Annotated in this window: 10 protein-coding genes; all 10 read right to left on the reverse strand. The window is 76.5% G+C overall.

The window, feature by feature from the left end:
* Nucleotides 1–4: 4 nt before the first annotated feature.
* The 10 genes from AB8M62_RS14165 to argS all read right to left on the reverse strand — a co-directional run bounded on the left by AB8M62_RS14165 (nt 5) and on the right by argS (nt 12,888).
* Nucleotides 5–1,588 (reverse strand): serine hydrolase domain-containing protein, encoded by a 1,584-nt coding sequence (locus AB8M62_RS14165; RefSeq protein ID WP_369069971.1) that lies wholly within the window; start codon nt 1,586–1,588, stop codon nt 5–7.
* A complete protein-coding gene (locus AB8M62_RS14170) occupies nt 1,585–2,091 on the reverse strand; it encodes an ArsR/SmtB family transcription factor (protein ID WP_369069972.1) in 507 nt (168 codons plus the stop codon). The genes AB8M62_RS14165 and AB8M62_RS14170 overlap by 4 nt, the downstream gene beginning before the upstream one ends.
* 66 nt (nt 2,092–2,157) lie before the next feature.
* Nucleotides 2,158–3,243, reverse strand: coding sequence for a peptide chain release factor 1 (gene prfA / locus AB8M62_RS14175; protein ID WP_369069973.1), 1,086 nt, complete (start codon nt 3,241–3,243; stop codon nt 2,158–2,160).
* A gap of 117 nt (nt 3,244–3,360) precedes the next feature.
* Nucleotides 3,361–3,576, reverse strand: a complete 216-nt coding sequence (gene rpmE, locus AB8M62_RS14180) for a 50S ribosomal protein L31 (protein WP_369053756.1) — start codon at nt 3,574–3,576, stop codon at nt 3,361–3,363.
* Between the two features lie 150 nt (nt 3,577–3,726).
* Nucleotides 3,727–5,934, reverse strand: coding sequence for a transcription termination factor Rho (rho, locus tag AB8M62_RS14185; RefSeq protein ID WP_369069974.1), 2,208 nt, complete (start codon nt 5,932–5,934; stop codon nt 3,727–3,729).
* A 268-nt stretch (nt 5,935–6,202) separates the two neighbouring features.
* Complete coding sequence (gene thrB / locus AB8M62_RS14190) at nt 6,203–7,264, reverse strand: homoserine kinase (protein WP_369069975.1); 1,062 nt, start codon at nt 7,262–7,264, stop codon at nt 6,203–6,205.
* A gap of 17 nt (nt 7,265–7,281) precedes the next feature.
* Complete coding sequence (gene thrC / locus AB8M62_RS14195) at nt 7,282–8,373, reverse strand: threonine synthase (protein WP_369053750.1); 1,092 nt, start codon at nt 8,371–8,373, stop codon at nt 7,282–7,284.
* On the reverse strand, nt 8,373–9,692 hold the full coding sequence (locus AB8M62_RS14200) for a homoserine dehydrogenase (protein WP_369053749.1): 1,320 nt from the start codon (nt 9,690–9,692) through the stop codon (nt 8,373–8,375). Before AB8M62_RS14200 ends, thrC begins: the two co-directional genes overlap by 1 nt.
* 98 nt (nt 9,693–9,790) lie before the next feature.
* Complete coding sequence (gene lysA / locus AB8M62_RS14205; protein ID WP_369069976.1) at nt 9,791–11,224, reverse strand: diaminopimelate decarboxylase; 1,434 nt, start codon at nt 11,222–11,224, stop codon at nt 9,791–9,793.
* Nucleotides 11,224–12,888 carry an arginine--tRNA ligase gene (argS, locus tag AB8M62_RS14210; RefSeq protein ID WP_369069977.1) on the reverse strand — a complete coding sequence of 555 codons (1,665 nt, stop codon included), beginning with the start codon at nt 12,886–12,888 and terminating at the stop codon, nt 11,224–11,226. Before argS ends, lysA begins: the two co-directional genes overlap by 1 nt.
* Between the last annotated feature and the right edge of the window lie 66 nt (nt 12,889–12,954).

A 12,954-nucleotide genomic window follows, 5' to 3' on the forward strand; every position in this document is an offset into this window, starting at 1 on the left:
CCGCTCAGAGGAGGACGGCCGCTCCCGCCAGCCCGGCCACGACCGCGAACCCCAGCCCGGCGCCGGCCCAGCGCCGCGCCCGGTGCTCGCGCGGCCACCCCAGCGCGCGCCAGCGGGAGACCTGGAGCCCGGCGCCGAGACCGGCGAGGGCGACGGCCACGACCCACAGCGCCGGCGGGACCGTCTGCCAGGCGCCGGTGAGGCGGACCACCACGAGGAACGTCGCGGCGGTGACGACGGCGTCGAGCACGCGCAGCCGGTCGGGCACCTGCGCGGCGGTCCGGGCGCGGCGGGCCAGGGCGGCCGGCAGCACGGCGCCCACGCCGAGGACCAGCAGGAACAGCGTCAGCAGGACGGGCAGGGACAGCCAGCGCTCGCGCGGGCCCGCGGGCGGGACCTCCACGCCCAGCAGGCGGAGGGCGATCGTCTGCGTCGGCGCGGCCGACGGGGTCGTCACCGTCACCCACTCCCCCGTCGCCGGGTCGACGACGAGGGAGGACGCCCCGCCGGCGGTGGCGCCGTTGTTCAGCAGCAGGGTGCGGCGCGTCCCGTCGCCGGTGTCCACCTCGGCGGTGAAGAACCCCCAGCCGGTGCGCGTCCGCTCCTGGTCGGTGGGCGCGCGCGGGTCGACGGCGTCCTGGCCGGGGGCGGTGCCGGCCGCGACCGCCGCGGCCAGGCGGCCCAGGTCGGCGGCCGTCGACCACGCGCCCGCACCGGCCGGGCCGCTGCCCACCGACGTCCACGGCTCGACCGCGCGGCCGTTGGCCGCGACCTCGTGGGCGCGCCCGGCGGGCAGCGGGTCGGGCGTGACGGCGGTGTCCGCCATGCCCAGGGGCCGCAGGACGCGCTCGTCGAGCAGCTGCGGGTAGGGCGTGCCGGCGCGCTCGGCCAGCGCGTGGCCCAGCAGGCCGAACCCCAGGTTGGAGTAGGCGTAGTCGCCGCGGCCGCCGTCGCGGCGCGTCGAGGAGGCCTCGTCGAGGAGGTCGGCGGCGCTCTGGCCGGCGTAGGGGTTGCCCGCGGCCAGGTTCGCGAGCAGGGCGCGCAGGGTGCGGCCGTCGCCCAGGGACGGCAGGCCGGAGGAGTGCGTGACCAGCTCGGCCAGCGTCAGGCCGGCCACGTCGGCCGGCAGCCCGGCGCGGGGGTGGACCTCGCCGAGCGTCGTCGTGGGCTCCACCTCCCCGCGCGCGACGGCGTCGGCGAGCAGCAGGCCCGTGAGGGACTTGGTGACCGAGCCGATCTCCTGCGGGGTGCCCGCCGTCATCGCCCGCTCGCGGCCGGGGCGGGCGTCGGCGCGGCCGACGGCGGCGGCCGTCCCGCCGTCCGCCCGGGTGCCGGTGGCCGCGGCCACGCCCTGCACGTCGAGGTCGGCGGTGGCCGTGCGCAGGCGCTCGGCGAGCGCGGGGTCGCCGGTCGCGTCGGCGCTGAGGGCGGGCGGCCGGGGCAGGAGGGCGAGGGCCAGCGCGGTCAGCGCGAGGGCCGCGAGCAGGCCCGTGAGCCGCTGGCGGCGGGTCGGGCGCGGCAGCTCGACGACGGGCGGGGCGGTGGCCCGGGCGCGGGTGCGCGCCGGGCGGGCGCGCAGGGCGCTCACCGGGAGCCCGCCGCGGCGAGCAGGGTCAGGAGCGGGACGACCCGCTGGGCCGGGACCGTCCAGCTGCCGCGGCCGCTGGCGGTCAGCCAGCCGGCGGCGGTGAGCTGGCGCAGGTGGTGGTACAGCTGCCCGGTCGTGCCCAGCCCCTCCCCCAGCTCGGCGACGGTGCGCCGGCCGGACAGGACGGCCAGCACCAGGCGCAACCGGACGGGGTGGGCCAGGGCGCTCAGCGGCGCGACGGCCGCCTCGGCGTCGGTGTCCAGGGCCTGGGCGAGGCCGTCGAGCAGCGCGGTGGTGTCGGCACCCTCCTGCCAGGCGGCCTCCTCGCCGGTGGGCAGGACCACGGAGCCGGTGAACACGACCTGCGAGCGGCCCTGCGCCCGCTCGCGCAGGCCCTCCAGGGCCCAGAACTCACCCCGGTCCCCGGGGCGGGTCGCGTCGGCCGCGCGCGCCTCCAGCGCGGCCACCCGCTTCTCCAGCAGCTCCCAGCGCTCGTCGTCCACGACGACGACTCTACGCCGAAGCGTAGAGAGTTCAAGATTTCCGTACGACCGGGCCGGGTGGTCGCGTCAGCCCGCGGCGAGCTGGGCCGCCTCGTCCGCCTCGACGGCCGAGCGGACGACCGGGTCCAGGTCGCCGTCCAGGACGGCGTCGAGGTTGTACGCCTTGAAGCCCGTGCGGTGGTCGGCGATGCGGTTCTCGCCGAAGTTGTACGTGCGGATGCGCTCGGAGCGGTCCACCGTGCGCACCTGCGAGCGGCGCGCCTGCGACGCCTCCGCGTCGGCGGCCTCCTGGGCCGCCGCGTGCAGCCGGGCGCGCAGGATGCGCATCGCCTGCTCGCGGTTCTGCAGCTGCGACTTCTCGTTCTGGCAGCTGACGACGATCCCCGTGGGCAGGTGGGTGATCCGCACCGCCGAGTCGGTCGTGTTGACGCTCTGCCCGCCGGGACCGGAGGAGCGGAAGACGTCGATCCGCAGGTCGCCCGGGTCGATGCTCACCTCCACCTCCTCGGCCTCCGGCACGACGAGGACGCCCACCGCGGAGGTGTGGATCCGGCCCGCGGACTCGGTGACCGGCACGCGCTGCACGCGGTGCACCCCGCCCTCGTACTTCAGCCAGTGCCACACCCCGTCGGCCGCCGCCGCGCGGGCCTTGACCGCCACCGAGACGTCCTTGTACCCGCCCAGGTCCGACTCCGTGGCGTCCAGGACCTCCGTCGCCCAGCCCCGGCGCTCGGCGTAGCGCAGGTACATGCGCAGCAGGTCCCCGGCGAAGAGGGCGGACTCCTCCCCGCCCTCCCCCGCCTTGATCTCCAGGATGACGTCGCGGCCGTCGTCGGGGTCGCGGGGCAGCAGCAGCCGGCGCAGCCGCTCGGCGGCGTCCTCGGCCGCGGCCTCCAGGGCCGGCAGCTCGGCGGCGAAGGAGGCGTCCTCGGCGGCCAGTTCGCGCGCGGCGCCCGCGTCGTCCACGGCGGCGCGCCAGGTGGTGTGGGCGTCGACGACCGCGCCGAGCTCGGCGTAGCGCCGCCCCAGCGAGCGCGCCAGCCCCGGGTCCGCGTGCACCGCCGGGTCGGCCAGGCGGCGCTCCAGCTCCTCGTGCTCGGCGAGCAGCGGCTGGACGGACTCGAACACGACGGGCTCCTCAACCGTGATCATGGATGGGTGAGCCGTCCACCGTCCGTGATCACGGCGGGGGTGGGAAGGGGGTGGACGTGCGACAGCGCCGGCCCCTCCGGCCTCCGGGGAGGCGGTGGGACCGGCGCTGCGGGCCGGCTACTTGGCGGTCTTCTTGCCGTAGCGCTGCTGGAAGCGGGCGACGCGGCCGCCGGTGTCCAGGATCTTCTGCTTGCCCGTGTAGAACGGGTGGCAGGCGCTGCAGACGTCGGCGCGGAGCTCGCCCGAGGTGGACGTGCTGCGGGTGGTGAACGTCGCCCCGCAGGTGCAGGTCACCTGGGTCTCGACGTACTCCGGGTGGATACCGGCCTTCATGGTCATCTCCTCGTCGCGTGGTCGGCACCGGGTCGCCCGTCGGGCGTGAGCCGGTGCCTGCGGTCGGCGCAGTCTCCCACAGGGTCGCCCGCGGGGTGTCCCGCGGGAGGCGCCACGGTCTGCAACCGCGCGCCCCCCGCGGGTGTTCCCTCAGTCCTTCTGGGCCAGGGGGGTGGAGCTCTGCACCTGGTGCAGGAACTCCAGGTTGCTGCGGGTCTTCTTCAGGCGGTCCAGCAGCAGCTCGATCGAGGCCTGCGCGTCGAGCGCCGTGACGACCCGGCGCAGCTTCCAGACGGTCTGCAGCTCCTCGCGGGACATGAGGATCTCCTCGCGCCGCGTGCCCGAGGCCGGGACGTCGACGGCCGGGAAGATGCGCTTGTCGGCCAGCTGGCGCGACAGCCGCACCTCCATGTTCCCGGTGCCCTTGAACTCCTCGAAGATCACCTCGTCGGCCTTGGAGCCGGTCTCGACCAGGGCCGAGGCGAGGATCGTCAGGGACCCGCCGTTCTCCACGTTGCGGGCCGCGCCGAAGAAGCGCTTCGGCGGGTACAGCGCCGAGGCGTCCACACCACCGGACAGGATCCGGCCGCTGGCCGGCGCCGAGATGTTGTAGGCGCGCGACAGGCGGGTCAGCGAGTCCAGCAGCACGACGACGTCGTTGCCCAGCTCCACCAGCCGCTTGGCGCGCTCGATGGCGAGCTCGGCGACCGCGGTGTGGTCGGAGGCGGGACGGTCGAAGGTCGAGGCGATGACCTCGCCCTTGATCGTCCGCTGCATGTCGGTGACCTCTTCGGGCCGCTCGTCGACGAGGACGACCATGAGGTGGCACTCGGGGTTGTTCGTCGTGATCGCGTTGGCGATGGCCTGCATGACCATCGTCTTGCCGGCCTTCGGCGGGGCGACGATCAGACCGCGCTGGCCCTTGCCCAGCGGGGACATCAGGTCGATGATCCGCGTGGTCAGGACGTTGGGCTCGGTCTCCAGGCGCAGCCGCTCCTGCGGGTACAGCGGCGTCAGCTTGGTGAACTCCGGGCGCTGGCGCGCCTGCTCCGGCGGGGCGCCGTTGACGGTGTCCACCCGCACCAGGGCGTTGAACTTCTGGCGCTGGTTCTGCTGCTCGCCCTCGCGGGGCTGGCGCACCGCGCCGGTGACGGCGTCGCCGGGGCGCAGGTTGTTCTTCTTCACCTGGCCCAGCGAGACGTACACGTCGTTCGCGCCGGCCAGGTAGCCGGAGGTGCGGATGAACGCGTAGTTGTCCAGCACGTCGAGGATGCCGGCCACCGGCAGGAGGACGTCGTCCTCGCTGATGTCGGTGTCGACCTCGGGGGCCTCGCCGCGCCCGCCGCGACGGCCCTTGCGGTCGCGGTAGCGGTTGCGGCCCCGGCCGCGGCGGCCGCCGCGCTCGTCGTCGTCGTCGGCCGGGCCCGCGGTGGCGGCCCGGTCGGCGCGCTCGGGACGGTCGGTGCGGTCAGCCCGGTCGGCGCGCGCGGCGCGGTCACCGCGGTCGGCGCGGTCCTCGGGACGGCGCTCGCCGCGCTCGCCCCGGTCGTCCGCGCGGACGTCCTCGGCGCGGTCGGCCCGGTCGGCCCGGTCGGCCTGCTCCGGGCGCTCGGCCTGCTCGGGGCGCTCGCGCACCGGCATGCTCGGCAGCTCGACCTGCTGGTCGGGCTCGCGCACGCGGTCGCGGCGGGCGCGCTCGCGGCGCGAGAGGCGCTCGGAGCGCTCGCCCTCGGCGCGGGCCTCGAGGCGCTCGCGCTGCTCCGGGCGCGAGCGGGCCGCGAAGTCGTCCAGGCTCGGCACGGACGGGGTGGACAGCTCGCCGGTGCGGCTGGGGCCGTTCTCGCTGCCGGCGGGCGACTCCACCGGGGCGGTGCCCGGGGTCAGCGCGCCCGTGGCGGTGTCGGTCGTCGCCCGGGTGGGCACGTCCGCACCGTCGGCCGGGCGGGCGGGCAGCTGGGCGGCGCGCTCGTCCTGCCCGGCGTCGGCGGCCAGGGCGTCCTGGCGGGCGGACGGCGCACCGGCCGGCGCGGAGGCGCGGCGGGAGCGGCTGCGGGGCTGCTCGGCGGGCGCCTCGCCGGCGCCGTCGCGCGCGGCGGGAACCTCGGTGGCGGGGGCGTCGGCGGGGACGTCGGCCCGGGCCGCGGCCCGCGGGACGCCGGACTGGTGCTCGCGGATGGCGGCGAGCAGGTCCACCTTGCGCATGCGGCCGGTGCCGGAGATGCCCAGCTCGGCGGCGAGGGCCTGCAGCTGGGGCAGGCGCAGGGCGGACAGGCTGCCGGTGCGGCGCGGCGCGCCGGCGTCCGCGCCGGCGGTGCCGTCGGTCGCGGCGGTGGCAGCGATGTCGGTGGTGTCTGTCACGAAGGTCCTTCCCCCTCGTCCAGCGACGGCCAGGAGAGATGAGGCACGGTCGCGATGCCTGCCCGTGGGGCAGCTGTCAGATCTCCACGGACGCGCGGGGAAGCGCGAGGAAGTCGTGGAGGCGCACCGTGAGGCGAGAGGTGCCTGCGAGGGACGTCGACGACGCGTCGCGGTCTCGCCGGAGGTGCTGCTGACGACTGTAACACCCGGGCCCCGGCGGATCGTTCCCGACACCCCCGGCCACCCGGACGGGTGCGCGCGGGTGCGCTCAGCGCACCGCGGTGCCCGGGTCCCGCAGGTCGCCCACGTCCCGCAGGACCTCCCACGTCACGCCACCGGCCGCGACGGCGCACTCGCGCACGCGCCAGCCGCCGGACGCACCGGCCAGGGCGCTGACCTCGGCCGCGCGGTCCGCGGGCGCGAGCACGAGGGCGCTCGGCCCGGCGCCGGAGACCACCGCGGGCAGTCCGGCCCCGCGCAGCCGGGCCAGCAGGTCGGCGGTGGCCGGCATCGCCGGCGCCCGCTGCGCCTGGTGCAGCCGCTCCTCGGTGGCGTCCAGCAGCAGCGACGGGTCGCGGGTCAGGGCGTGCACGAGCAGTCCCGCGCGCCCGGCCGTCAGGGCGGCGTCCGCGTGCGGGACCGTCGCCGGCAGCAGAGCGCGGGCGCGCGAGGTGGCCAGCTCCTCGTCGGGCACGCACACCAGCGCGCGCACGTCCTCGTGCACGTCCAGGCGCACGGTGCGCACGGCCTGCGGGTGCGCCGGGTCGTCCCCGCGCGTCCAGGCGATGGTGAACCCGCCCACCACGGCGGGCGCGGCGTTGTCGGGGTGCCCCTCCAGCCGGGTGGCCTCGCTCAGCAGGCGCTCGCGCACCGCGGCGTCCTCCGCCGCGCCGCCCCGCGCCTCCCCCGCGGCGGCCAGCAGGCCGTGCGCGGCGGCCAGGCCCGCCACGATCGCCGAGGCGGAGGAGCCCAGCCCGCGCCCGTGCGGGACCGCGTTGCGGCACAGCAGGTGCAGGTCGGGGGCCTCGACGCCGTGGGCGGCCAGCTCGTCGCGCAGCACCCGCACCACCAGGTGCCGGCCGTCGGTGGGCACCCGCCCGGCGCCCTCGCCCTCCACCCGCACCACGAGGCCCTCGCCCGGGGCGAGCGCGCGCGCCTCGACGGTGTCGCGCACCTCCAGCGCCAGGCCGAAGGCGTCGAAGCCCGGCCCGAGGTTGGCGCTCGTGGCCGGCACCGACACCCGCGCGGCCGCCCCCTGCGGCAGCCGCCGCAGCGGCTCCGCGGGCGCGACGCGGCCGCGCGGCGGGACCGGCACCCCCGTCAGCTCCACGGCTGCCCCGGGCCCGCTCAGACGTCCAGCGACAGGGCGCGGGCGATGGTCACCGCGTCCGGCTGCACGCGCACGGGCTGCACGGGCCGGCGCAGGCCGCCCTCGCGCTCCCCGGCCAGCTCCAGCGCCCACTGCGGGTCCTTCAGCCCGTGCCCGGTGACCGTGATGACGATCCGCAGGCCGCGCTCCAGCTCGCCCGCGCGGTGGGCGGCGAGGACCCCCGCCGCGCCCGCAGCCGAGGCCGGCTCGACGAAGACGCCCTCCTCGGCGCTCAGCCAGCGGTGCGCCTCGAGGATCTGCTCGTCGTCGACGGCGTCGATGCGCCCGCCGGAGTCGTCGCGGGCCGTCGTGGCGCCCGTCCAGGAGGCGGGGTTGCCGATCCGGATGGCGGTGGCGATGGTCTCCGGCTGGTCGACGGGGTGCCCGGCCACGATGGGCGCGGCGCCGGCGGCCTGGAAGCCCCACATGCGGGGACGGCGCGAGGCCACCCCGTCCGCGGCGTACTCGACGTAGCCCTTCCAGTACGCGGTGATGTTGCCGGCGTTGCCGACGGGCAGCGCGTGGATGTCCGGGGCGTCGCCCAGGACGTCGACGACCTCGAACGCGCCCGTCTTCTGGCCCTCGATGCGGTACGGGTTCACCGAGTTGACCAGCTCGACCGGGTACGCCTCGGCCAGCTTGCGCGCCTGGGTCAGGCAGTCGTCGAAGTTGCCGTCGACCTGCAGCAGCGTCGCCCCGTGCGCCACGGCTTGCGACAGCTTGCCCATCGCGATCTTGCCGTCGGGCACGAGGACGGCGCAGCGGATGCCGGCCGCCGTCGCGTACGCGGCCGCCGAGGCCGACGTGTTGCCCGTGGAGGCGCAGATGACGACCTCCGCGCCGGCCTCCTTGGCCTTGGACATCGCCATCGTCATCCCGCGGTCCTTGAAGGAGCCCGTGGGGTTGCAGCCCTCGACCTTCAGCCGCACGTCGCAGCCGGTCAGCTCCGACAGCTTGCGCGCGGGCACGAGCGGGGTACCGCCCTCGTGCAGCGTCACCACCGGCGTGTCCGCGGTGACCGGCAGGCGGTCCCGGTACTCCTCGACCAGGCCGCGCCACACGTGCGCCATCAGGCGTCCCCTCCCCTGCCGGCGCCGTCGGCGCCCTCGACCCGCAGCACACCGGCCACGGACTCCACGATGTCCAGCTGCTCCAGCTCGTCGACGGTCGCGGCCAGCGCGGCGTCGGGCGCCGCGTGCGTGACGACGACCAGGACGGCGCGCCCGGCGTCGTCCTGGCGCTGGCGCACCGCCTCGATCGACACGCCGTGCGTGGCGAAGACCCCCGCCACCTGGGCGAGCACGCCCGGGCGGTCGGCCACGTCCAGGCGCACGTGGTAGCGGGTGACCGTCTCGCCCATCGGCTGCACCGGCAGGTCCGCGTACGCCGACTCCCCCGGCCCGCGCCCGCCCAGCACGCGGTGGCGGGCCACGGCGACGGCGTCGCCCAGCACGGCGCTCGCGGTCGGCTGCCCGCCCGCGCCCGGGCCGTAGAACATCAGCTGCCCGGCCGCCTCGGCCTCCACGTACACGGCGTTGAAGGCGCCGCGCACGCCCGCCAGCTGGTGCTCGCGCGGCAGCATCGCCGGGTGCACGCGCACCGAGACGGCCTCGGCGCCGTCGGCGGTGCGGGCGCGCTCGCAGATCGCCAGCAGCTTGACCACGCAGCCCTGCTGCTGGGCCGCGCGCACGTCGGCGGCGCTGACCTCGGTGATGCCCTCGCGGTGCACGCGGTCCAGGTCCACGCGGGTGTGGAAGGCCAGCGAGGCGAGGATGGCGGCCTTGGCGGCCGCGTCGAAGCCCTCGACGTCGGCGGTCGGGTCGGCCTCGGCGTAGCCGAGCGCCTGCGCCTGCTCCACGGCCTCGCCGAAGCCCATGCCCGTGGTGTCCATCTGGTCCAGCACGTAGTTCGTCGTGCCGTTGACGATGCCCAGGACGCGGGTCACCCGGTCCCCGGCCAGCGACTCGCGCAGCGGGCGCAGCAGCGGGATGGCCCCGGCCACCGACGCCTCGAAGTACAGGTCCACGCCGTTCGCGGCGGCCGCCTCGTACAGGGCCGGGCCGTCGGCGGCCAGCAGCGCCTTGTTCGCGGTGACGACGCCGGCGCCGTGCTCCATCGCGCGCAGCAGCAGGCCGCGCGCGGGCTCGATGCCGCCGATGACCTCCACGACGACGTCGGCGCGGGTCACCAGCTCCTCGGCGTCGGTGGTGAACAGCTCCGCCGGCACGTCCAGGTCGCGCGCGCGGCCCAGGCGGCGCACGGCGATGCCCACCAGCTCCAGGGGGGCGCCCACGCGGGCGGCCAGCTCGTCGGCCTGGCTCGTCAGCAGACGCGCCACCTCGGTGCCGACGACCCCGCACCCGAGCAACGCGACCTTCACCGGCTCCACCGCAGACGTCCCCCCGCTCCGTTCGCCGGGCACCCCGCCCGGACCGCCGACAACCCTCCCACGGACCCCCCGCGGGGTCCGACCAGCCCTCGGGCCGCTCAGCCCGCGTCGAGCGCCAGGAGGTCCTCCGGCGTCTCGCGGCGCACCAGGACCCGCGCGGCGCCGTCGCGCACCGCGACCACGCCCGGGCGCGGCAGCTGGTTGTAGTTGCTCGCCATGCTGCGGCAGTAGGCGCCCGTGCCGGGCACGGCGACGAGGTCCCCGCGGCCGGTGTCCCCGGGCAGGAACTCGTCCTTGACGACGACGTCGCCGCTCTCGCAGTGCTTGCCGACGACCCGGCTCAGGACGGCCGGGGCGTCCGAGCGGCGCGAGGCCAGCGTCGCGGAGTAGTCCGCGTCGTACAGGGCGGTGCGGATGTTGTCGCTCATGCCGCCGTCGACGGCCACGTAGCGGCGGCTGGCACCGCCGCCGAGCTCGACGTCCTTGACGTTGCCGACCTCGTAGAGGGTGAAGGTGCTCGGCCCCGAGATCGAGCGGCCCGGCTCGACCGACACCCGCGGCACCGCCACGCCCTCGGCGCGGCACTCGCGCTCCACGATCTGCGCCAGCCGGCCCGCGATCTCCGCGGGCGCCAGCGGCTCGTGCTCGGAGGTGTACGCCATCCCGTACCCGCCGCCGAGGTCCACCTCCGGCATCGCGACGCCGTGCTCGCGCTCGACGCGCGCGTGCAGCCCCAGCAGGCGCCGCGCGGAGACCTCGAAACCGGACATGTCGAAGATCTGCGAGCCGATGTGGCTGTGCAGGCCCAGCAGCCGCAGCTCCGGGCGCGCCAGCACGGCGGCCACGGCGGCCTCCGCGCCGCCGCCGGCCAGCGACAGCCCGAACTTCTGGTCCTCGTGGGCGGTGGCGATGTAGGAGTGCGTGTGCGCCTCCACGCCGACCGTCACGCGGATCATCACCGGCGCCACGACGCCGAGCTCGCGGGCCACGCCGGCCAGCACCTCGACCTCGGTGAGGTTGTCGACGACGACCCGCCCGACCCCGCGCTCCAGGGCGCCGCGCAGCTCCGCGCGCGACTTGTTGTTGCCGTGGAAGGCGATCCGCGGACCGGGCACCCCGCCCCGCAGCCCCAGCTCCATCTCGCCGGCGCTCGCGGCGTCCAGGGACAGCCCGTCCTCGGCCAGCCAGCGGCCCACGCCGGTGGCCATGAACGACTTCGCCGCGTAGTACACGTCCGCGCCGCCGCACAGGCCGGCGAACGCGTCGGCGAACGCGTCGCGGAAGGCCGTGGCGCGGGCGCGGAAGTCCACCTCGTCCAGGACGAACAGCGGCGTGCCGTGCGTGGCGGCCAGGTCGGTGACGCTGGCCCCGCCCACCCGCAGCGCGCCGTCCGCGCCGCGCTCGACCGTGCGCGCCCACAGCGCGGGCAGCAGCTCGTTGACGTCGTCGGGCGCGCGCAGCCAGGAGGGGACGATCGCGGTCTGGCCGCTGCCGGGGGCGTGCAGCGTCCCGGCCTCGTGCGAGGGGGCCACTACATGCGCTCCGGGGCCGAGACGCCGAGCAGACCGAGGCCGTTGGCCAGGACCTGCCGCGTCGCGTCGTTCAGCCACAGGCGGGTGCGGTGCACGTCCTGGACCTCCTCCTCGGCGCGCGGGGTGATCCGGCACGCGTCGTAGAACTTGTGGTAGCGCCCCGCCAGCTCCTCCAGGTAGCGCGCGACGCGGTGCGGTTCGCGCAGCTCGCCCGCCCGCGCCACGACCGCGGGGAACTCCGCGAGCGCGGCCAGCAGCAGCGACTCGGTCTCCTCCACGAGCAGCGAGGGGTCGAAGGCGTCCTCGCGGCGCACCCCGGCGGCGGCGGCGTTGACCGCCACGTTCGAGGTGCGCGCGTGCGCGTACTGCACGTAGAAGACGGGGTTGTCGTTGCTGCGCTTGACGAGCAGGTCGAGGTCGACGTCGATGGCGGTGTCCGCCGAGGAGCGCACCAGCGAGTAGCGGGCCGCGTCCACGCCGACGGCGCCGACGAGGTCCTCCATGGTGACGACCGTCCCGGCGCGCTTGCTCATCCGGACCGGGGCGCCGTCCTTGACGAGGTTCACCATCTGCCCGATGAGGATCTCCAGGTTCACCCCCGGCTCGTCGCCGAACGCGGCGCACATCGCCATCATCCGGCCGATGTAGCCGTGGTGGTCCGCGCCGAGCATGATGACCGCCCGGTCGAAACCCCGCTCGCGCTTGTCGAGGTAGTAGGCCAGGTCGCCGGAGATGTACGCCGGGTTCCCGTCGCTCTTGATGACGACGCGGTCCTTGTCGTCGCCGAAGTCGCTGGTGCGCAACCACACCGCGCCGTCGGCGTCGTAGACCCGGCCCAGCTCGCGCAGCTTGTCCACGGCGCGCTGCACGGCGCCGGAGGCGTGCAGGGAGTCCTCGTGGAAGTAGACGTCGAACCGCACGCCGAACTCGGCCAGGCTCTGCTTGATCTCGGTGAACATGAGGTCCACGCCCTCGCGGCGGAACACCTCCTGCTGCTCGTCGCGCGGGCGCTGCAGCAGGTCCGGCACGCGGGCCAGGACGGCGTCGGCGATCTCGCCGACGTAGTCGCCGCCGTAGCCGTCCTCGGGGGCGGGCTCGCCGTGCGCCCGGGCAAGCAGCGAGCGGGCGAACCGGTCGATCTGCGCGCCGTGGTCGTTGAAGTAGTACTCGCGCGTCACCTGCGCGCCGGTGGCGGTGAGGACGCGCGCCAGGGAGTCGCCGACCGCGGCCCAGCGGGTGCCGCCCAGGTGGATCGGGCCCGTGGGGTTGGCCGAGACGAACTCCAGGTTCACGCGCTCGCCGGTCGGGGCGGCCGCGGTGCCGAAGCGCTCGCCGGCCTCGACGACGGCGCGGGCCAGCTCGCCCGCGGCGGCGGCCTCGAGCGTCACGTTGAGGAACCCGGGACCGGCGACGTCCACGGCCCGCACACCGGGCACCTGGAGCAGGCGCGCGTGCAGGACGTCGGCGACCTCGCGCGGCGGGCGGCCGGCGCGCTTGGCCAGCTGCAGGGCGACGCTGGTCGCCCAGTCGCCGTGGTCGCGGTTCTTGGGGCGCTCCACCCGCACGTCCGCCGGGACGTCGGCGGGGTCCAGGGACAGCTCGCCGGCGGCGACGGCCGCGGTCAGGGCGTCCCTCAGGGCGGAGGAGAGCTCGGCGGGGGTCACGCCCCGAGCCTACCGGCGGGCCCGGACCCTCCCCGCCGCCGTCCGCGGGCCAGACCGGGCCGGTCG

Source organism: Kineococcus terrestris (assembly GCF_041020755.1).
Taxonomy (GTDB): Bacteria; Actinomycetota; Actinomycetes; order Actinomycetales; family Kineococcaceae; genus Kineococcus; species Kineococcus terrestris.